The sequence below is a fragment of the Pseudomonas sichuanensis genome (genome assembly GCF_024749065.1).
Classification (GTDB): Bacteria; Pseudomonadota; Gammaproteobacteria; order Pseudomonadales; family Pseudomonadaceae; genus Aquipseudomonas; species Aquipseudomonas sichuanensis.
On record NZ_CP087185.1, the window covers coordinates 2,142,202 to 2,163,204 of the forward strand.

The window sequence follows — 21,003 nt, forward strand, 5'->3', positions numbered from 1 at the left end:
GGGCTGGTGAAGATTGCGGATCAGTCGCCGGTGTACTCGCAGCCGCTGGTGCAGGTCTCGTGAATACGCACTTTCGACAACTCCGGCAGCAGTGGCTTGACCTGCTCCCAGATCCACTTGGCGAGCACTTCGCTGGTGGGGTTTTCCAGGCCGGGAATGTCGTTCAGGTAGTTGTGGTCCAACTGTTCGTAGATCGGCTTGAAGATCGCCTTGATCTCGGAAAAATCGCGGATCCAGCCGGTGTGCGGGTCGAGCGGGCCGGTCAGGTGCAGGCCGACCTTGAACGAGTGGCCATGCAGGCGGCCGCATTTGTGCCCGGCGGGAACGTTGGGCAGGCGGTGGGCCGATTCGAAAGTAAATTCCTTGAAGATTTCCAAGATGTCAGGACTCTGTGTGTATCAATGATGGGCGCAGTCTACCAGCATGCCCGCTACAAGGCTTGCAACCGATCCTGCAACTGCCCGGTGGCGATCAGCTCCAGCAGCTCATCCCCCAGCCGCTGGCTTTCGGCGATGGCGGTGTACCAGTAACGCTTGCGCGTCGGCGCATCACCCATGAAGCGCTTGAAGTCGTTGCGGTCGGGCAGCTTGCCGTAGGGCAGGGCGGCCAGGTACTGCGGCGACGGGGTTATCAGCAGCACGTTCTGCAGGCGCGTGGCGTCACCCTTGCGCCACGGCAGGGCCTTGTCGAACCAGCCGGGCACCACCTTGTCGGTGAAGTGCGGGTAGAGCACCAGGTCGTCGCCCTGGTAGGGCAGGTCCAGGTGATAGTCGAGCAGGCCGCCGTCGCGGTAGGTGCCGGTGCCGGCACCGGGGATGTCGCGCACGCCCTCCATGACCATGGGGATCGAGCCCGAGGCGAGCAGGGCCTGGCGCAAGTTGGCCAGGTTCAGCGGCAGGCAGCGCGAAGGGAAGTCGGTGAGTGCGTCCAGCGGTGGCGCGGCGCGCTGGTCGTGCAGAATCACTCGTTCGAAATGCCGGCCCAGGCGTGCGCGCCCCAGCAGGTTGCTGGCGATCACCGAAGACAACCCCAGGCCCAGGCGGCCACGGTGGTCGTGGGCGAGTTGGCCGTGGCTCTTCACCACCAGGATGTTCAGGCGGTAGTGCGGGTTGCCGAGAATCTGCTCGTCGCGGCCCAGCAGCAGGTCGTCGAGCATGCGCTGGCTGCTCTGGCTGATCTGCCTGGGGGTGACGCCTTTGGCGAAGTCCTGCTCGGTGTACAGCTCGCCCAGGCGGCGGATGCCGGCCACCGGGTCGTCGAGGCAGGCGCTGGCGAAGCGCCAGGAACCGATCGAGGCACCGATCAGTGCGCGCTGGCGCGGGGCGGTAGGTAGCCATTCACCGAACAGCGCCAGGTCCAGGCCCTGGATGCCCAAAGGCTTGGGCCCGCCGGCGGCGCCGGGCAGCACACCGACATCGGCCGCCTGCAGGCCGCGTTCGCGGATCTGCCGCAGGGCGCGTTGGCCGGCCTTGAAGGTCAGGGCGGGGTACTTGATGTGGATGGCGGTCATGGTGGGCCCTTTGGGTAGCGCAGGCCAGGCAGTATAAAGGCAGATGGCCCCATCGCGGGGCAAGCCCGCTCCCACGCGCAGTGACGTGGGAGCGGGCTTGCCCGCGATGGGGCCGGTACAGGCTGCCTTCCCATCTGCGCTATCATGCGGCCAGCTGTTTTCAGGTTGGATTAAGGACCCCCGGTTAGTCTTGTTTGCGTAGACAACTTGCTCATCCCAAGGAGAGACCCCCATGAAAACCCTGACTGCCCTGTTCACCGCCGCCGCCCTTGCATTGGGTGCCAACGCCGCCTTCGCCAAGGACGTGCAGCCCGATGAAGTGGTCAAGCTGGTGAACGCCAAGACCATCAAGTCGCTGGACGAACTCAAGGCCGCCGCCGTGGCCAAGCACCCCGGCGCCACCGTCACCGACTCCGAGCTCGAAGACGAATACGGCCGCTACATCTACAAGGTCGAACTGCGTGATGCGCAGAACGTCGAATGGGACGTCGACCTGGACGCCAAGACCGGTGAAGTGCTGAAGGACGCGCGGGACAATTGATGAACGCATTACCGCAGGCGGCGCGCTGCCTGGCCCTGGCCTTGCTCGGCATGTGCTCGCTGGCCGCCGCCCGCGACCTGGATCAGGACGAGGCCCTGGCGCTGCGCCAGCAGGGCATCATCCTGCCTTTCGAGCGATTGCTCGAGACCGCCCTGGGGCGTTACCCCGGGGCGCGTCTGCTGGAGGCGGAGCTGGAAGAGAAGCACGGCCGCTACGAATACGAAGTCGAGTTGCTGACCCCCCAGGGCGTGGTGCGCGAGATCAAGCTCGATGCCCGCTCCGGCGAGCTGCTCAAAGACGAGGAAGATGACTGAATGCGCCTGTTGCTGGTCGAAGACAACGTGCCCCTGGCCGATGAACTGATTGCCGCCCTGCAGCGCCAGGGTTATGCGGTGGACTGGCTGGCCGATGGCCGCGACGCGGTGTACCAGGGTCAGAGCGAGCCCTACGACCTGATCATCCTTGACCTCGGCTTGCCGGGGTTGCCTGGGCTTGACGTGCTGGCGCAATGGCGCGGGGCCAACCTCGCCACCCCGGTGCTGATCCTCACGGCGCGCGGCTCCTGGGCCGAGCGAATCGAAGGCCTCAAGGCCGGTGCCGACGACTATCTGAGCAAACCCTTCCATCCCGAGGAGCTGCAACTGCGCATCCAGGCGCTGCTGCGCCGCGCCAAGGGCCTGGCCAACCAGCCGAAGCTGGAAGCCGCCGGCCTGCACCTGGATGAATCGCGCCAGTGCGTCAGCCGCGAAGGTGTCGACGTCCAGCTGACCGCCGCCGAGTTCCGCCTGCTGCGCTATTTCATGCTGCACCCGGGCCAGGTGCTGTCCAAGAGCCACCTGGCCGAGCACCTCTACGATGGCGAGACCGAGCGTGACTCCAACGTCCTTGAAGTGCACGTCAACCACTTGCGCCGCAAGCTCGGGCGCAGCGTGATCGAGACCCGCCGCGGCCAGGGTTATGTGTACGCCGGGAGTGGCGCGTGAAGTCGATCCAGGGGCGCTTGAGCCTGGGGCTGGTGGCGGTGCTGGTGGTGGTGGGCCTGGCGTTTGCGCAACTCACGCTGTGGCTGTTCGAGGCCGGCCTGCAGCGTTATCTGGAAACCGGCCTGCGCAAAGAAAGCGAGAACCTGCTGGTGGCGCTGGTGCGTGGGCCGTCCGGCCTGCAACTGGACGAGCGGCGCATATCGGCGGCCTACCAGCGCCCCTTCTCGGGCTACTACTTCCGTATCGATTTCGACCAGGGCACCTGGCGCTCGCGCTCGCTCTGGGACCTGGACATGCCCAAGCCGGCCAGGCCCGGGCTGGACGACGGCCATGAACTGGGCCCCGAGGGCCAGCAACTGCTGGCCTATCGCGGCGACTACCGGCGCCTGGGCCAGGACATCTCGATCAGTGTGGCCCAGGACTATTCGCCAGTGCGCGAGGGTTTTCGCCGCATGCAGCAGATCGGCCTGGGCATGGGCCTGGTGGCGTTGTTGCTGGTGCTGGTGTTGCAGCGCATCACCGTGACCCGCTCGCTGCGTCCGCTGGAGCGCGCCCGCCAGCAGATCGCCCAGTTGCAGCAGGGCCAGCGCTCGCAGCTGGATGCCCAGGTGCCCAGCGAATTGCAGCCCTTGGTGGATCAGATCAACCACCTGCTCAATCACACCGAAGACAGCCTGCGCCGCTCGCGCAATGCCCTGGGCAACCTGGGGCATGCGCTGAAGACGCCGCTGGCGGTGCTGCTCAGCCTGGCCGCCAGCGAGCGCCTGCAGGCACTGCCCGAGGTGCGCGCGCAGATGCGCGAGCAACTGCAGCAGATCCAGCAGCGCCTGGCCCGGGAGCTCAACCGTGCGCGCCTGGCCGGGGATGCGCTGCCCGGCGCGCAGTTCGACTGCGATGCCGAGCTGCCGGGGTTGCTGGCTACCTTGGCGATGATCCATGGCGAAGGGCTGTTGCTGGAACGCGACGTACCGCCCGGGCTGTTGTTGCCGTGGGATCGCGAAGACCTGCTTGAGCTGCTCGGCAACTTGCTGGACAACGCCTGCAAATGGGCTGACAGCGAGGTGCGCGTGGGCATGGCGGCGACCGAAGAGGGTTATCAGTTGTGGGTCGACGACGATGGCCCCGGCATTCCCGAGTCGCAGCGCCTGCAAGTGCTCGAGCGCGGCTCGCGGTTGGACGAGCAGGTCGATGGGCACGGCCTGGGGCTGGGTATCGTGCGCGATATCGTCGACGCCTGGGGCGGGCGCATCGCCTTGCTGCAAAGCCCGCAGGGCGGGTTGCGGGTGAGTATCGAGTTGCCGCGCAAAAGTCGTTGATCGCCATCGCGGGGTGTCCCGCGATAGGCGTGGGAGCGGGCTTGCCCCGCGATGAGGACCAGATCAACCCTGCAAAAAAATTGCAGTACAGCCGCAGTTTTTTGAATTGGCAGGCTTACCTGCCCTCCCGGCACAATCCCCCCACGAAACCCTCCGGTTTCCATCTCTCCACGGACGGAGCCCCTTGCGTTATTGCCTTTGCAATACCGGGCCCAGGTGCGTTTGCGCTGGGCTTTCTTTTCCAATCAAAAAAACACGACGCCACTACTTCGATGCCTGCCTCTCGCCCCGAAACCCGTCTGCGGCGCCTGCTCCCGGCGCCCCTGAACATCCCCCCCAAAGAATGGCTGCGCGCAGGCCTTGGCGCGCTGCTCGGCCTGTTCCTCGCCGGCTACCTGTGCAGCCTGGCCTACGGTCCGTCGATTGCCTTGCACCTGCTTGGCCCGTTGGCGGCCTCGGCGGTGCTGGTGTTCGCCGTGCATTCCGGACCGCTGGCCCAGCCGTGGCCAGTGCTGGGCAGCTACGCGCTGGCCGGCGCCGTGGGCCTGGCCATGCGCCACGGCTTCGGCGACGGGTTGTGGGTGGCGGCAGCCGCGCTGGCGGTTGCCACCCTGGTGATGTGCCTGCTGCGCTGCCTGCACCCGCCGGGTGGCGGCGTGGCAGTCAGTGCCGTGCTGGCCGACCCGGGGCTGGTGGCGATGGGCGACCACCTGCTCGAACCGGTGCTGCTCAATGCGCTGGTCCTGGTCGCTGTCGCGGTGCTCTACAACCGCCTCACCGGCGTGCGATACCCCAAGGGCGCCGCGCCGCGCAAAGACCTGCACCACACCCATGACCCGCTGCCCAGCGCGCGCGTAGGCATCAACGCCGACGACCTGGACCAGGCCCTGGAAGGCATCGGCGAGTTCGTCGACGTGACCCGCGACGAGCTGGAGCGGATCATCCTGGCCACCGAGCAGCATGCCTTGCAACGCAGCCTTGGCGGTGTCACCGCAGGCTCGGTGATGTCCCGCGATGTGCAGTCGGCCACGCCGCGCACCAGCCTCGAACAGGCCTGGAAGATGCTCGCCAGCCACCACCTGAAAACCTTGCCGGTGCTGGACAACGGCCGCCTGGTGGGCATCGTCAGCCTCAGCGACCTGGTCGGCCCGGCCATGGCGCGCGGGCGTTTCAGTTGGCGTCGCATGTTCCGCCGCAACACGGTGCGCCTGGAGCAGGTAATGAGCCGGCGAGTGGTCAGTGTGAGCAGTCAGCACCCGTTGGAGCGCCTGTTACCACTGCTCGGCGAGCAGGGCCTGCACTGCCTGCCGGTGCTCGACGGCGACAGCCTGGTGGGGGTCATCACCCAGACCGACCTGATCGCCGGCCTCAAGCGGCACCTGCTGACGGCGGCCGCCCAGGGCTCAGATCAGCGGGTCCCAGCGCTGTGACCAGTCGCTTTCGCCGGCGGCCACCAGCCGGCGCAACACCGCGAAGGACTGCTGCAGGGCCTCGCTGTCGCGTTCGCGGGCGTACACCAGGAAGGTCGGGTAGGTGAACTCCGGCGCTTCGGGCACCCGCTCGAACACCCCGCTTTGCAGGTAGGCCTGCACCACCCGGGTGCGGAAGTAGCCGCTGCCGCCCTGGTCGAGGATGAACTGCAGGGCCAGCGGCCCAAGGTTGAAGCTCAGCGCCGGGCGTGACAGCTCGGGCAGGGCGGCGTCGTGCTGGCGGCGGAAGGCCTCGCCCCAGTCGATGTAGATGTACGGCTCGGGCCGGTCCACCCGGCGTACGCGGATCAGTTTCTCCTCCATCAACTGCTCCACCTGCAGGCCTGGGCCGTAGGTCGGCTGGTACACCAGCGCGGCGTCCAGCAGGCCCATCTCCACCTTGCGCAACAGCGACTCACCGTCGCTGACTTCGCTGCGGATTGCGTGGCCTTGCAGTTCGCGGTGCAGCGCGCTGACCCAGTCGAGCATCATCGGGTTGCCCAGGCTCACCTCGCCGCCCACATGCAGCACCTGCTGGCAGCCCTGGGGCAGCGGCAGGTCGCGGCGCGCGGCTTCCCAGGTCTGCACCAGCTGGTTGGCATAGCTGACGAAGGCCTCGCCGTCACTGGTCAGGCTGGCGCCGTTGCGGCTGCGCACGAACAACTGGCAGCCCAGTAGCCGTTCCAGCCGTTGCACGCGCGCGGTGATGGCCGTCTGCGAAACGAACAGGCGCTCGGCGGCGGCGACCAGGCTGCCGCAACGCACGATTTCCAGGAAGGTTCGGGCCTGATCGATGTCCATGTTGCTGCTCTGTGGCGGAAAGGGCGCCTAGTCTAGAGGCTTTGCACCGAAATAGGGCGTTATAGGGCCCGGCGAGTAACATCAGCCTTCGGGAATCGCCACCCGCGTGCTGGCCTTCACCTCGCGCAGCGCCAGGCTCGACTGGATAGAGGCGATCCCCAACTGCCGGCGCAGCACCTGTTCGATGAATTCACTGTAGCTGTCCAGGTCCTCGGCCAGCACTTGCAGCAGGTAATCGGCATCACCAGTGATCTTGTGGCAGGCGACCACCTCGGGCAGCGCGCGCACCACCGCCTCGAAGTCGTCCGGCGCCTTGTCGCCGTGGCTGGCGAAACGTACCTGGACGAAGGCAAGGATCTCCAGGCCCAGCAGGCGGCGGTCGAGGTTGGCCTGGTAGTCGCGGATCACGCCTTCTTCTTCCAGGCGTCGGCGCCTGCGCCAGCAGGGCGTGACGCTGAGCGACAGGCGCTCGCTCAGCTCGGCGTTGGACAGGCTGGCGTCGGCCTGCAACAGGGCGAGCAGGGCACGGTCGGTATCGTCGAGGGCCACGTGCTTGGATAATTTTTTCGCCATGGGTGCCAGTCCTGAAATAACAGACTCGAAAAGCTAGCATTACGAGTCGATAAAGCAAAGAACACCCAGCGATGACGCAATAGCCTAGTGGTCAATCAACCACCACACAGGCTTCGCCAGCATGTTGACCGTCTTCAGCGCCAACCACCGCCTGCACCATGGCACCGAACTCAAGGATGGCGTGCTCAAGCCATCGTTCGAACAACCCAGCCGCGCCGACACCGTGTACGACCGGGTGCGCACGGTCGGCCTGGGCGATATCGTCTCGCCACAGGCGTTCGACCGCGCCTGCTACGTCAAGGCCCACAGCGAGCGTTACGTGCACTTCCTGGAAACGGCCTGGCAGCAGTGGACCGCCCTGGGCCGCAGCCACGACGCGTTGCCATTGGTGTGGCCGGTACGCGACCTGGCCGGCGAGCGGGTGCCTCGGCATATCGATGGCCAGCTCGGCTTCTTCGCCATGGACGCCGGCGCGCCGATCACCGCCACCACCTGGCAGGCGGTGAAGACCAGCGCCGACCTGGCCCTGACGGGGCTTGAACTGCTCGACCAGGGCCAGCAGGCCGCCTTCGCCCTGTGCCGCCCGCCGGGGCATCACGCCGCCCGCGAGTACATGGGCGGTTACTGCTACCTGAACAACGCCGCCATTGCCGCCGAGCATGCCTTGACCCGTGGGGCGGCCAAGGTGGCGGTACTGGACGTCGACTTCCACCACGGCAACGGCACCCAGACCATCTTCTACGACCGCCCGGACGTGCTGTTCGTCTCGCTGCACGGCGAGCCGGCGGACTCCTACCCCTACTTCAGCGGCTACGCCGACGAGCTTGGCGCCGGCGCGGGCGAGGGCTTCAACCTCAATCTGCCGCTGCCCAAGGGCACGCGCTGGGCGGCTTACCAGCAGGCCCTGGAGCAGGCCTGTGCGCGCCTGCGCCGCCATGCGCCTGAGGTGCTGGTGGTATCGCTGGGCGTGGACACCTTCAAGGACGACCCGATCAGCCACTTCCAGCTCGACAGCCCGGACTACCTGGCCATGGGCCGGATGATCGCCGCCGTGGGCGTGCCGACCCTGTTCGTCATGGAGGGCGGCTACATGGTCGATGAGATCGGCATCAATGCGGTGAACGTGCTGATCGGGTTCGAAGAAGCCCGCGGCTGATCCAAAGGCCCCATCGCGGGGCAAGCCCGCTCCCACGGTGTGAACGTGGGAGCGGGCTTGCCCCGCGATGAGGGCGTTGAAGACACAAAAAATCCTGCCTCGAAAACACCAACAACAAACCCAGAGGTTTCCCCATGCAGCCTGATTCCTCGGCAGCCCCAAGCGGCCGCCACCTGCAACGCACCCTGAGCAACCGCCATATCCAGCTGATCGCCCTCGGTGGCGCTATCGGCACCGGCCTGTTCATGGGTTCGGGCAAGGTCATCGCCTTGTCCGGCACCTCGATCCTGCTGGTCTACATGATCATCGGTTTCTTCCTGTTCTTCGTCATGCGCGCCATGGGCGAGCTGCTGCTGTCAGACCTCAACTTCAAGTCGTTCGCCGACTTCGCCGGCGCCTACATCGGCCCGCGCGCGGCGTTTTTCCTCGGCTGGTCGTACTGGCTCAGCTGGAGCGTGGCAGTGGTCGGCGATGCGGTGGTGGTCGGTGGCTTCTTCCAGTACTGGTTCCCCGGGGCGCCGGCCTGGGCGCCTGCACTGGCGATGCTGGTCACCCTGTTCACCCTCAATGTGCTGACGGTGAAAGCCTTCGGCGAGGTCGAGTTCTGGTTCGCGATCATCAAGATCATTGCCGTGCTGGCACTGATCGCCGTGAGCCTGGTGCTGATTGCCACGGCGTTCGTGTCGCCCACCGGGGTGACCGCTTCGCTGTCGCACCTGGTGCAGCCGGAAGCGGCGTTTCCCCATGGGCTCAGTGGCTTCTTCGCGGGCTTCCAGATCGCCATCTTCTCGTTCGCCGGCACGGAGCTGATCGGCACCACCGCCGCCGAAACCCGCGACCCGCGGCGCAGCCTGCCCAAGGCGATCAACGCGATCCCGGTGCGCATCATCCTGTTCTATGTGGTGGCCCTGGCCTGCATCATTGCCGTGACCTCGTGGGCCAAGGTCGCGCCCAACCGCAGCCCGTTCGTCGAGCTGTTCCTGCTGGCCGGCTTCCCGGCGGCGGCGGGCATCGTCAATTTCGTGGTGCTGACCTCGGCCGCCTCGTCGGCCAACAGCGGCGTGTTTTCCACCAGCCGCATGCTGTTCGGCCTGGCCGAACGCAGCCAGGCGCCCGGTGTGTTTCGGCGCCTGTCGGGCAACAGCGTGCCGCTGGCCAGCCTGGGCTTCTCGTGCCTGTTGATGCTGCTGGGGGTGCTGCTGCTGTTCATCTTCCCCGAGGTGATGACGGTGTTCACCCTGGTGTCGAGCCTGTCGGCGGTGCTGGTGATCTACACCTGGTCGACCATCCTGGTGGCCTACCTGGGCTACCGCCGGCGCCACCCCGAGCGCCACGCCCGGGCCAGCTTCCGCCTGCCCGGCGGGGTGCCGATGGCCTGGCTGAGCCTGGCGTTTTTGCTGTTCGTGCTGGTGCTGCTGGCACTGCAGCCGGACACCCGCATGGCGCTGTACGCGATGCCGCTGTGGTTCGCCGGCCTGGCCATCGCCTACCGGCGCCTGGCCGGGCGCGGGCAGGGCCTGCCAGCCGCCCAGTCAACCCTCTGAACCCTGGCGCCACGTGCCGGCGTAGCCTGCTGCAAATCTGCATAAGGGTTGCGACTTTAGTCCGGTGGCGGGCACGTGGCGCCGGTCCATACTCAAGGTTCGCCCTTCAATAACAACAAGTACCGGGTTGCGAACCAATGACCTATCAGCACAGTTACGCCCACTCCATCGCCGACCCCGCGGCCTTCTGGCAGGCCCAGGCCGACCAGCTGGCCTGGCAGCGCAAGCCAACCCTGACCCTGCAGCAGAACCCCGACGGTACCCACCGCTGGTTCGCCGACGGCCGCCTGAACAGCTGCCATCTGGCCCTCGACCATCAGATCGAGCTGGGCCGGGGCGAGCAGTTGGCGCTGATCTACGACTCGCCGGTGACCGGCGTGCAGCAGACCTACACCTACCTGCAACTGCGCGACGAAGTGGCGCGCCTGGCCGGCCTGCTGCGCACGCTTGGGGTGGGTAAGGGCGACGGGGTGATCATCTACATGCCGATGGTGCCGCAGGCGGCCATGGCCATGCTCGCCTGCGCACGCATTGGCGCGGTGCATTCGGTGGTGTTCGGCGGCTTTGCCGCCAACGAACTGGCGCTGCGTATCGATGATGCCCGGCCGGTGCTGTTGCTCACCGCTTCCTGCGGGCTGGAGTTCGACCGGGTGATCGAATACAAGCCGCTGGTCGACCGTGCCCTGCAACTGGCCAAGCACCAGCCCAAGCAGGTGCTGGTGCTGCAGCGCCAGCAGGCGCGTGCCGAGCTGCAGCCAGGGCGCGACCTGGACTGGCAGCAAGCGCTGGCCGGCGCAGAGCCGGTGGCCCCGGTCGAGCTGGACGCAGGCGATCCGCTGTACATCATGTATACCTCCGGCACCACCGGCAAACCCAAGGGCATCGTCCGGGAAAACGGCGGCAACGCCGTGGCCCTGTGCTACGCCATGCGCCACATCTATGGCATGCAGGCGGGCGATGTGTGGTGGGGGATTTCCGATGTGGGGTGGGTGGTTGGCCATTCGCTGATCGTCTACGGGCCCTTGATGAGTGGCTGCACCACGGTGTTCTACGAGGGCAAGCCGATCCGCACGCCCGATGCCTCGGCATACTGGCGCATCGTCGAGCAGTACAAGGTCAATGCACTGTTCTGCGCACCTACCGCCATGCGCGCGATTCGCAAGGAGGATCCGGAGGGCGAGCTGATCCGCCGTCACGACCTGGGCTCGTTGCGGCAACTGTTCCTGGCGGGCGAAAAGCTCGATTCCAGCACCCATGAATGGCTGGAGCGGGTCAGTGGCAAACCGGTGCATGACCACTGGTGGCAGACCGAGACCGGTTGGCCGGTCACCGCCCCCTGCGTGGGCCTTGAGGGCAGTGCGGCCCGGCCAGGCTCGAGCAACCGCGCGGTGCCGGGTTACCACGTGCAGGTGCTGGACGACGACGGCAAGCTACTGGGGCCGAACCAGCAGGGCGCCATCGTCATCGCCTTGCCATTGCCGCCTGGCTGCAGCCAGACGCTGTGGGGCGACCACGAGCGCTACCTGCAGGCCTACTTGCACAACTACCCGGGGTATTACCACACCGGTGACGGTGGCTACCTGGATGACGACGGTTTCGTCTACATCATGGGCCGCACCGACGATGTGATTAACGTCTCGGGCCATCGCCTGTCGACCGGCGAGATGGAGGACCTAGTGGCCCGCCACCCGGCGGTGGCCGAATGCGCCGTGATCGGTGTGCACGACGAGATCAAGGGCCAGGTACCGCTGGCGCTGGTGGTGCTCAAGGACGGGCAGGGCATCGGCGAGCTGCAGTTGCAGGGCGAACTGGTGGCCAGTGTGCGCGAGCATATCGGTGCGCTGGCCTGTTTCAACCGGGTGCGCCTGGTCAAGCGCCTGCCCAAGACCCGCTCGGGCAAGATCCTGCGTGCGGTGCTGCGCAAGATTGCCGATGGGCAGGACTATGTGCCGCCTTCGACCCTGGATGATCCGGCGGTGCTGGGGGAGATCGAGGGGGTATTGGCGGATTTGCCAAGGGCGGGGTGACGCCATCGCCGGCAAGCCGGCTCCCACACTGTGGCGTGCAATTGCCTGATTTTGTGGGAGCTGGCTTGCCAGCGATGACGCCGTTTCAGGATGCGCTGTCTGGCGGCCCCACCTGATGCAACTGCCCCAGCCGGCTGCGAGTACGCATCAGGTCGGCAATCGCGCCACCCAGGCTTTCCTGCAAGGCCCGCTGGCCGATCACCGTCAGTTGGCGGTCCTGGTCATACAGCACATCCACCAGGTTGACGAAGCGTTGCTGCGCCGCCAGCGAGCATTCGGCCAGGTCGTCCAGGCCGTCGATGATCCATTGATCGTACTGCTCGGCCAGCGCCAGGTAGTCGATCACTGCGGTGGGCTGCTCGCACAACCCGTTGAAGCTGAACATCACCCGCCGGCCATCCACCGCCAGCGCACGCAATGGCCGGTTGTTGACCTGCAGCGTGGTCGGCTGCCGGGCGGGCAGGTCTAGGCCCAGACGTTGCTCCGCATTCCCTGGCCAGACGTAACGCCCCTGGGTGAAGCACTGATGCTCGCGGTTGGCCGGCAGGCTGCGAAAATCGGTATTGCCACCCACTTCCAGCACCTGCATGCGGCTATTGATCAGGCGAATCACCGGCAGGAAGCGTTCGTGGTACAGCGGGTTGGGCAGCAGCCCCTCGGGCGCGTAGTTGGAGGTCACCAGCAGGAAGATGCCGCGTTCGAACAGGGCGTTGAACAGCCGGGTCAGCAGCATGGCGTCGCCGATGTCGTGCACGTGGAATTCATCGAAGCACAGTACCTGCACGTCACCCAGCAATTCGTCGAGGGTCGCCCCCATGGCATCGTCCAGTGCCCGATGGCGGTGCATGCCCTGGTGCAGGCGGGCGAAGAAGTCGTGAAAGTGCAGGCGCCGCTTCTGCGCCACCGGCACCGCCGCGAAGAAATTGTCGAGCAGCCAGCTCTTGCCGCGGCCAACCGAGCCATGCAGGTACAGGCTGCGCGGCTGTCCGTCGCCCTGGGCCGTCAACTGCGTGGCCATGGCCTCGATCACCCGGCACTGGCCGTCGCTCAGGGTGTAGCCGCGCTCGGCGGCCTTGTCCTGAAAGTGGGTCATCAATGCGCTGGACTGACGCTTGGCGGCGCGCAGGTACTGGTTCAGCTGCCGCATGGGTGTGGGAAGCCAGCTGGGCAATGGTCAAGTTCCTTGGGGAGTGAAGATCGGCAAGCAGCTTGCACGAGAGCGGGGATAACAGACAATCGCGATGATGAATTTGCACCCTGTTGGAGAAGAGCATCTGGCGTAATGTGAACGTTGTAAAGCTGCCTGAGTAGAAACCGGAGAAACTGTTCGAACTCAGGCAGATGCCAATGACACTATGATGTGTGAGGGTGACGGGCAATCAACCCACGGCCTCTCAGTTCGATGACGGGCTGCATGTTGTAATCCAGTGTCAACAGCGTCTTGCAGTTGGGCATGGGGGGAGTCAGCAAGCTGCCGCCGCTTCCAAATGCGGTATCAATCTGTCCGTTCGCATCCAATCGAATGATGACGGTGGGTGCATCTTGTACAGGAGACGAATGCTGAACACCTACCAGCACTCCTTGGTTGTCGGGCGTGACTGCGAACGCGACCGCACGGTCAAACTCAGAATGGTCGAACAGTCTCGCATTACCGCCGTTGAACGTTTGATCGACGGTGCCGTTCAGGTTCAGACGGAGCAAGAACCCGCTGTCTGCAATACTTCCTACGATGTAGATTGCATCGTGGGCCTGAACTGCGGAGTGGACGACGATATGAGCCTTGTCGGGATGGCCCGGCAGGCGCGTTGCCATCCATACACCCTGATCACCAAAATCGGAAATCACATTACCGTTTTTGTCCGTCGCGCCAACCCACCCTTGCACATCGTCGCCAAGGTAGCGGTACATTCCACAGTAATAGAAACCAGTATGTTCGGCGCTATTAAACCGAGCGACCACTGAGAGTGTCGACAGCAAACGACCGTCCTTTACGAAGAATCTGCGCATGCCTACTTCGTTGAACGTAGTGTCAAGGTTGCCATCCAGATCGAACTGAGCAAGGCCGGAGTTTACTGCTTGACGCAACTTGCCATCGGGGAACTGGGGTACGCTACCGGCATATCCTGCAGCGCTGTCATTGTGCTGTGCAATGCTCGGGAGACCTGGCTCTTCAGGGTAAGCGCTGAGCTTGAAACCACGGTGACCAAAATTTACGTCCTGCACGCCCGTGCCTTTGTCCAGTTGGAAAATGGCAAAGTGTTCATTGGTGCGAAGTGCAACCCCACAAGTTAGGACATCACCGTTTTCGACGAAGCATAGCCAGTCACCTCGTTCGCCTGGCATGGTGATACGGACGGTCCCTTGCAGGCCAAATCCGGTAACGATGTGACCGGCGGGGGTGTGCTTGGTGATGACCATAGAATGTTGTCCCGTATCGTCCACGGCTGCGATCGAACTATAGAAAAAACCGCCCACAAAGTAAGGAGGCCGGCTGATGATCTCATTGGGTTGATCCGGTGGAAGTGGCAGGTCGATGCGAGTCCACGCTTGTTTGTCGGTAGCCATCTCTGGGTGCTCCTGCTAAGTGAGTGCACAGTTAGCGGCAGCTATGCAAAACCGTCACCTGGCAAAGTTATCAGTTGCCAGGCAAATTCTGGGTGCTATACGTGTGCCCATGCACGCCATGCATTGCATCCCCAACATCAGGCCAGTGGCCGCGCTGTAGACCGATCACGACAAGAGCGCCCAGGGCGGACAGTCCATGCTTTCAACCTTTGCGCTCCAGTTGTCGCTCGATCATGTTGTGCTGAAGCGAGGCGGGAGAAAAACGACGGACAGCCGCTTTGCGCCACCTCGCGAGCCATCCCGCGCCTACGTGCAAACCAGTGACAAATCGGTGAGCTTGAGTAACCTGCTGTTTTCCAGAGATTTTTTTCAAAAAAAGCTTCCCAACCGAAAACTTCGCTGGTAAAGTGCCGGCCATTCCCGAACAGAAACAATCTGAACGGTGAATGATCAGATCGACAGTGCATCAGTCACTTGTCATATCCGATACAGGGGCGTCGCCAAGCGGTAAGGCAGCAGGTTTTGATCCTGCCATGCGTTGGTTCGAATCCAGCCGCCCCTGCCATTTTCTCTATCTCTAAGCAGTATCTCGCCATCGCCTCAGGGCGATTTTTTCGTTTCTGTTCCCCGGTTTTTCAGCAGCTCGGCCAGTGCCAGGGCCAGCACGTGCTCGTGCACCGGTTTCTGGATCAACAGGCTGTTCGGCAGCTCCATGTTGTCCAGCTCGGCGTAGCCGGTGAGGAACACCACCGGCAGTTGCGGGAAATGCTCGCGGGCCGCCAGGGCCAGTTGCGCGCCATTGAATTCGGGCATGGCGAAGTCGGTGAGCAGCAGGTCGGTGCGTTCGTCGAGCTGGGCCAGGGCCTGTTCGCCGCTGTGCGCCTCGCGTACCTGGTAGCCCAGGCGGCGCAACAGGTCGCCGATCAGTTCACGTACCAGATGGTCGTCATCCACCAGCAGGATGTGGTGGTTGCCGCCGTCGGCCAGCTGGCTGCCAACCCTGGGCGGGGCTGGTAGCGTGGCGCTGGCCTGTGCCCGGACGGCGGGCAGGTACACGCTGACCTGAGTGCCGCGCCCGGGTGTAGTCTGCAGGCTCACGCCGCCTCCGGATTGCTTGGCGAAGCCAAACACCTGGGCCAGGCCCAGCCCCGAGCCCTTGCCGACGCCCTTGGTGGTAAAGAATGGCTCGAACACCTTGGCCGCGACCTCTTCGCTCATGCCGCAACCGGTGTCGCGAATGCTCAGCATCACGTACTCACCGGGCTCTGGGTCTTGCGGGTTGCGCGGCGAGGCGCTGATACGGGTGTTGCGGGTGGCCAGGGTCAGTTGGCCGCCGCCGGGCATGGCATCGCGGGCGTTGATCGCCAGGTTGAGGATGGTCATCTCGGTCTGGGTCGGGTCGGTCAGCGCTTGCCACAGCTGGGTGTCCAGCTCCAGGCGTACCGAGACGCTGCCGCCCAGGGTGCGCCGCAGCAACTCCTCGAGTCCGGACAGGGTCCGGTTGAGGTTCAACGGCACGGGCTCCAGGCGCTGCTTGCGCGAGAAGGCCAGCAGTTGCGCGGTCAGCTTGGCGCCGCGCTCGCCGGCCTCGCGAATGTTCTGCAGGCGCTTGGCGGCCTTGTCCAACCGGCCGTTGTCCAGCTCGTTCTGGAGGAAACTGGCGCCCGTGAGAATCACCGTCAGCAGGTTGTTGAAGTCGTGGGCCACCCCGGCGGTGAGCTGGCCAACCGCCTCCAGCCGTTGCATCTGTTGCAGCGCGGCTTCGACGCGCTCACGCTCGGCGATTTGCTCACGCAGGCGTTCGTTGGCCTTGGCCAGGTCCAGGGCGGCTTCGCGCTCGCTGCTGATGTCGCGGGCTACCACGTGCAACAGCGTGTCGTCCGCCACCACCACCCAGGACAGCCAGCGCTGCTGGCCGCTGGCGTGCAGAATGCGGCCGATGAAACGTGCGCTGCTGTGGCCGAGCGACAAGGCGGCGAGCTGCGTGAGCAAGGCGTCCTGATCATCCTCGGGCAGCAACTGCAGCAGCGAGATCTGCCCCAGGCGTTCACGGCTGAAGCCCAGGCAGGCCTCCCAGGCCGGATTCAGCGCCACGGGGGTGAGGTCCTTGTTCAGTACCGCCAGCAAGTCCTGGGACAGCTCCCAGGCGCGGTCGCGTTCGCGGGTGCGGCGCTCGACGCGCTCACCGAGCATTTCATTGAGTTGCTCCAGGGCACGGGTGGCCTGGCGCTGGCTGTGGATGTCCTGCAGCACCCCGGAAAACCGCACGCAGCGGCCCTCGCTGAACTGGGTCTGGCCGCTGGACAGCAGCCAGCGTGGCTCCGGGCTGCCGGCCTGGGCAATGCGGAACTCCACCCGGTAGCTGCCATCACTGTCCGGGTGCATGGCTTGCTCGACCGCCTCACGCACCCGCGGCAGGTCATCGGGGTAAATGCCGGCATAGAACAGGTCAAGGCTCATTGTGGCGTCGAGCGGCAGGCCGAACAGCAACTTGCAGCGTTCATCCCAGCGCATCAGGCCATCTTGCGGGTGATAGTCCCAGGTACCCATGCCAGCGGCATCGATGGCGATACGCGCGCGCGCCTCGACATCCGCCAGGGCTTGTTCGGCCTGGCGCCGGCGCTGACGCTCCTGCACTTCGCCCAAGGCCCGGCGCACGGCCTTGGGCAGCAGTGTCAGGTTCTTTTTCAGCACATAGTCGGTGGCGCCCAGGCGGATCATCTCTACCGCGTGTTCTTCGCCGTAGATTCCGGACAGGAAGATGAACGGTACGTCCGGTGCCAGGCGCTGGGCCGTGGCCAGCACGTCGGCGCCGGACGAACCCGGCAGCACGCAGTCGCAGAGGATCAGGTCGAAGCGGCCCTCACGCAGAGCCTGCTCGGCACCGACATGCTCGAACACCTGCGTTGGCTGCACCTGCAGCCCGCTGCGCTCCAGGCGTATCAGGATCAGCTCGGCATCCATGCTGCTGTCTTCGACCATCAGCAGTTTCAACGGTGTTTGTTGCATCGTGCCGGCCTCAGTGGTCCAGGTGCTTCGCGCCGGGCGCGGGTTCGTCGAGCAGTGCCCGGAACACCTCGAGGCCGGCGATCGCGCTGACGAAGTCCTTGAACTCCACGGGCTTGACCAGATAAGCGCTGACGCCCAGTTCATGGGCGCGCTGCAGATCGGGCTGCTCCTGGGACGAGGTCAGCATGACGATCGCAATGCTGCGCAACAGTGGGTGGGCGCGCACCTGCGCCAGCACCTGCAGGCCATCGACCTTGGGCAGTTTGAGGTCGAGCAGCATCGCGGCCGGGTTGCCCTCGGCACGCCCGGCGTAAGTGTTGCGCCGCAACAGGTAGTCCAAGGCATCGGCACCGTCGCGCAGCACGATCACCTCGTTGGCCAGCTGGCTGCGCTCCAGTGCCAGCAGGGTCAGCTCCAGGTCCCTGGGGTTGTCTTCGACCAGCAGGATGGGCTTGAGCATGATCGTCAGCGGCCTCAGGCAGTCGTCGGTTGGTGGGGCAGGGTGAAGTGGAAGCTGGCGCCCTGGTCGGGCTGGCCGTTGGCCCACACCCGGCCATCGTGGCGCTCGATGATTCGCCGCACGCTGGCCAGGCCGATCCCGGTGCCTTCGAACTCCTCCATGCGGTGCAGGCGCTGGAACACGCCGAACAGCTTGTCGACGTAGGCCATGTCGAAGCCTACCCCGTTATCGCGCACGTACACCTCGGTTTCGTGGCGGTGGCGCACGGCGCCGATCTCGATATGGGCGGATTCGCGGCCACGGCTGTACTTGATGGCGTTGGCGATCAGGTTGTGCAGGACCATGTTGATGAACGCCGGGTCGGCGATCACCTTGGGCAGCGGTGCCACCGCCCAGGTGATCGTCCGCCCGGCGTAGTCCGGTGCCAACTCCGTGCGGATTATCTCGACCAGCGCATTCAAGTCGACATCGCACAGACGCAGCGCCGAGCGGCCCATCTGCGAGAAGTTGAGCAGGTTGTCGACCAGGGTGCCGGCAAATTGCGCGGCTTCCTCGATATGGCTGAGGAAGCGCTTGCCACGCTCGGTCAACTGACCGCCTTCGATCTCGCCCAACAACTCGCTGTAGCCGGCGATATGCCGCAGCGGTGCGCGCAAGTCATGGGACACGCTGTAGGAGAACGCCTCGAGTTCCTGGTTCGAACGCTTCAGCTCGCCTGCCAGTTGCGCCAGCTCCTCGGCCTTGCGCAGGACAATACCCAGCACCGCGCCGCGCAGTTCGGTCACGCCTTCGATGATCAGTGGGTCCCAGGCGGCACTGAAGTCACGGACCTCCTGCTGCCAGCAGTCGAAACTGTGCCGCGGGTTGAGGTTGCCCAGCGGGCCTGCCTGTTTATCCGGGCGCCCGGCCCAGTTCACCGTGTGTGCCTGTTCGGGGCGGAACCACAGCAGGTAGTGCGAATGCAGCTGCGAGATGGCCACCGCCAGCACGCCGGCGGCATGCTCGGCCAGCTCTGGTAGCCCCTCGACGTCGCGGCGTGCGTTGTCGGTGTGGAACAGCGTCTCGTCGCCACGCTCGGCCAGCCAGCGCACCAGGGCATTGACCTGCGCCGCCGGCGGCGTTTTGCCAATCAGGTCGCAGCGCTCGGCGCTGATGATCGCCGCCCCCGAGGCCCCGGCAAACTGCAGCATCACCTCGGGCAGGGCCAGCAAGCCTGCGCTGACGCTGTCGTGGTCGGCCATCGACGCAAGCATGCGCACGATGTGCTGGCGCAGGTCGAGCAGCCGACGCGTGCTGGCATGCTTTTCGTGGGCTTCGATCTGCAGCGACAGCACATTGGCCAGCAGCTCGCAGGCGGTGCGGGTCTGGAAGCCTACTGCGCGGGGTTGGTCGTGGTGGCAGGAGATCAGGCCCCAGAGCTGGCCATCGACCACGATCGACAGCGACATCGAGGCCTGGGTGCCCATGTTGCGCATGTACTGCAGGTGCACCGGCGAGACGCTGCGCAATGCCGCGAAGCTCATGTCCAGGGCCCTGCCGGTGCGCGGGTTGGCGGCAGGCAGCAGCGGGGAGGGCTGGTAGTCGGCGTCCTCGATCACCCGGATGCGGTTGATGCGGTACAGCTCGCGGGCCTGGCGGGGGATGTCCGAGGCCGGGAAGCACAGGCCCAGATAGCGCGGGTAGCCGGGGTCGGCGTCTTCGGCGAGCACCGTGCCGATGCCCTGGGCATCGAAACGGTAGGCCTTGACCCGGCCGAAGCCGGTGATGCGCTTGATCTGCCGCGCCGATCGCTGCAGCAGTTCTTCGATGCTGGTGGCCTGGTGCAGGGTGCTGATGAAGGCACGTACCAGCGGGTAGTAGTCGCCTTGCTGGGCATCCGTTTCGCGACAGGTTTCGAATTCGAGGATGAGTACCTGGTCGTGGCGGTGGGCCAGTATCCGCAGTGTGGCCTGGCAGGGCGCTTGCGCGTGCAGGCGCACGTCACCGACATGAAAGGGGAAGACCTCGTCGACGGGCAGGCGGCCCAGCTGGCCACGCAGGTCGAAGGTACTGTCGAGCAGCGCGGGCAGGGCCTGGCCAAGCAGTTCGCTGGCTGACATGCCCAGCCATTGGTCGATGTTTTCGCTGGCCTGCAGGATGCGCAGGTCATGTTCGTCCAGTACCAGCAGAAAACCCTGGGGCTGGATGCTGCCAGGCACCTGGATCGGCTCCTCGGCGCAACGCTCGATGGCTTGGTCGAGCGGGTTGGCGGTAGTGCTCAAAGTTATCTCCTGCTGGTTCCGTCCATGCATGAGGCATGACGGTAACAGAAGGCTGGCTGTTTTTGTCGGAACAAGGTGTTTTGGGGTGTGGGATGTATTGATGCCCCCTGCGGTCAAGGTGAATTTCCGCAGAGGTTGTTGCGTGTTTCCCGCGCGTTGCCAGCCCTTTTCATTAATGCCAAAGAGAGGGATCCCACGGCTGTTCGGATCCGATCGCGCTGCTACGCTCAAGCTCAACCCTTCCAGACAAGGATCGACCGCTGATGCAACGCTTTATGGCCGCGCTGTTGGGCCTGTGGTTGAGCGGCAGTGCCGTGGCTGCAGAGTTTCTCGTGGACGTGCAGGTGCGCGTGCAACGCGGCTGCATGCTGGTCGGCCAGCAGCGCGAGGCAGGTGCCCAGGTCCTCGGGGTGATCGACCTGGGTAGCGCGGCCCGGCTGGACGGGCCGGGCGCGCCCTTGAGTGGCGCATTGTTCAGTCAGCGCCCGCCGCGGCTGGAGTGCAATCCTGACACCCCTTATCAAGTGCGCGTCGATGGCGGCCAGCATGGCGGTACCGGTGCGCTGCGTTACCTGGCCAGCGACGACCGCCAGGCCAAGCCGATCCCTTATCGCTTGTTCCGCGACGCCGCCTGGCGCGAGCCGCTCGAGGTGGGGGTGGCGCAGTCGGCGCGGGTGCCGGGCAGCGGCTCGGTGGAGTTGCCCCTGTTTGCGCGGATCGACACCCTGGCCTGGGTGCCGCGCGCAGGCCTGTACGCCGACCTGCTCAAAGTCACGGTCACCTGGTGA

General features: G+C 65.2%; 18 protein-coding genes and 1 tRNA gene. 10 read left to right on the forward strand and 9 right to left on the reverse strand.

The genetic code is table 11. From position 1 onward, the window contains the following. Positions 1-20: 20 nt before the first annotated feature. Positions 21-377, reverse strand: coding sequence for a 6-carboxytetrahydropterin synthase QueD (queD, locus tag LOY51_RS10010; RefSeq protein ID WP_125463497.1), 357 nt, complete (start codon positions 375-377; stop codon positions 21-23). 53 nt (positions 378-430) lie between these two features. After that, positions 431-1,510 (reverse strand): patatin-like phospholipase domain-containing protein, encoded by a 1,080-nt coding sequence (locus LOY51_RS10015; protein ID WP_258646000.1) that lies wholly within the window; start codon positions 1,508-1,510, stop codon positions 431-433. Positions 1,511-1,742: 232 nt separating this feature from the next. Between LOY51_RS10015 and LOY51_RS10020 the strand changes: the two genes are divergently transcribed. The 5 genes from LOY51_RS10020 (at position 1,743) to LOY51_RS10040 (ending at position 5,780) form a co-directional block, all read left to right on the forward strand. Beyond that, entirely contained in the window at positions 1,743-2,051 is a 309-nt protein-coding gene (locus LOY51_RS10020) for a PepSY domain-containing protein (protein WP_110994219.1), read from the forward strand. After that, positions 2,051-2,365 carry a PepSY domain-containing protein gene (locus tag LOY51_RS10025; protein WP_125463499.1) on the forward strand — a complete coding sequence of 105 codons (315 nt, stop codon included), beginning with the start codon at positions 2,051-2,053 and terminating at the stop codon, positions 2,363-2,365. Before LOY51_RS10020 ends, LOY51_RS10025 begins: the two co-directional genes overlap by 1 nt. Beyond that, entirely contained in the window at positions 2,366-3,034 is a 669-nt protein-coding gene (locus LOY51_RS10030) for a response regulator transcription factor (protein ID WP_125463500.1), read from the forward strand. Further along, on the forward strand, positions 3,031-4,350 hold the full coding sequence (locus LOY51_RS10035) for a sensor histidine kinase (protein WP_258646002.1): 1,320 nt from the start codon (positions 3,031-3,033) through the stop codon (positions 4,348-4,350). Before LOY51_RS10030 ends, LOY51_RS10035 begins: the two co-directional genes overlap by 4 nt. A 272-nt stretch (positions 4,351-4,622) precedes the next feature. After that, on the forward strand, positions 4,623-5,780 hold the full coding sequence (locus LOY51_RS10040; protein WP_258646003.1) for an HPP family protein: 1,158 nt from the start codon (positions 4,623-4,625) through the stop codon (positions 5,778-5,780). Here the strand turns inward: LOY51_RS10040 and LOY51_RS10045 are convergent. Continuing rightward, entirely contained in the window at positions 5,754-6,620 is an 867-nt protein-coding gene (locus LOY51_RS10045) for a LysR family transcriptional regulator (protein WP_258646004.1), read from the reverse strand. The genes LOY51_RS10040 and LOY51_RS10045 overlap by 27 nt on opposite strands. An 81-nt stretch (positions 6,621-6,701) precedes the next feature. After that, on the reverse strand, positions 6,702-7,193 hold the full coding sequence (locus LOY51_RS10050) for an Lrp/AsnC family transcriptional regulator (protein ID WP_125858146.1): 492 nt from the start codon (positions 7,191-7,193) through the stop codon (positions 6,702-6,704). A 121-nt stretch (positions 7,194-7,314) separates the two neighbouring features. Between LOY51_RS10050 and LOY51_RS10055 the strand changes: the two genes are divergently transcribed. The 3 genes from LOY51_RS10055 (at position 7,315) to LOY51_RS10065 (ending at position 11,920) form a co-directional block, all read left to right on the forward strand. Further along, a complete protein-coding gene (locus LOY51_RS10055) occupies positions 7,315-8,349 on the forward strand; it encodes a histone deacetylase family protein (RefSeq protein WP_258646009.1) in 1,035 nt (344 codons plus the stop codon). A 134-nt stretch (positions 8,350-8,483) separates the two neighbouring features. Then, positions 8,484-9,893 (forward strand): amino acid permease, encoded by a 1,410-nt coding sequence (locus LOY51_RS10060; protein ID WP_258646011.1) that lies wholly within the window; start codon positions 8,484-8,486, stop codon positions 9,891-9,893. A 137-nt stretch (positions 9,894-10,030) separates the two neighbouring features. Beyond that, positions 10,031-11,920: a propionyl-CoA synthetase gene (locus LOY51_RS10065; RefSeq protein ID WP_125858149.1), complete on the forward strand. Its 1,890-nt coding sequence runs from the start codon at positions 10,031-10,033 to the stop codon at positions 11,918-11,920. A gap of 85 nt (positions 11,921-12,005) precedes the next feature. On the opposite strand, the gene zapE is transcribed toward LOY51_RS10065, so the two are convergent. Continuing rightward, entirely contained in the window at positions 12,006-13,091 is a 1,086-nt protein-coding gene (gene zapE / locus LOY51_RS10070; protein ID WP_125858150.1) for a cell division protein ZapE, read from the reverse strand. A gap of 182 nt (positions 13,092-13,273) precedes the next feature. Next, positions 13,274-14,485, reverse strand: coding sequence for an NHL repeat-containing protein (locus tag LOY51_RS10075; protein WP_125858151.1), 1,212 nt, complete (start codon positions 14,483-14,485; stop codon positions 13,274-13,276). A 490-nt stretch (positions 14,486-14,975) separates the two neighbouring features. Between LOY51_RS10075 and LOY51_RS10080 the strand changes: the two genes are divergently transcribed. After that, a tRNA-Gln gene (locus LOY51_RS10080) sits at positions 14,976-15,050 on the forward strand. Positions 15,051-15,085: 35 nt separating this feature from the next. Here LOY51_RS10080 and LOY51_RS10085 read toward each other — a convergent pair. The 3 genes from LOY51_RS10085 to LOY51_RS10095 are packed head-to-tail and all read right to left on the reverse strand — an operon-like array spanning position 15,086 to position 20,215. Further along, positions 15,086-17,494, reverse strand: coding sequence for a PAS domain-containing hybrid sensor histidine kinase/response regulator (locus tag LOY51_RS10085; protein WP_125858152.1), 2,409 nt, complete (start codon positions 17,492-17,494; stop codon positions 15,086-15,088). Positions 17,495-17,504: 10 nt separating this feature from the next. Next, on the reverse strand, positions 17,505-17,954 hold the full coding sequence (locus LOY51_RS10090; RefSeq protein WP_258646014.1) for a response regulator: 450 nt from the start codon (positions 17,952-17,954) through the stop codon (positions 17,505-17,507). A gap of 14 nt (positions 17,955-17,968) precedes the next feature. Continuing rightward, positions 17,969-20,215 carry an ATP-binding protein gene (locus LOY51_RS10095; RefSeq protein ID WP_258646015.1) on the reverse strand — a complete coding sequence of 749 codons (2,247 nt, stop codon included), beginning with the start codon at positions 20,213-20,215 and terminating at the stop codon, positions 17,969-17,971. 263 nt (positions 20,216-20,478) lie between these two features. On the opposite strand from LOY51_RS10095, the gene LOY51_RS10100 reads away from it, so the two are divergent. Beyond that, positions 20,479-21,003, forward strand: coding sequence for a Csu type fimbrial protein (locus tag LOY51_RS10100; RefSeq protein ID WP_374046919.1), 525 nt, complete (start codon positions 20,479-20,481; stop codon positions 21,001-21,003).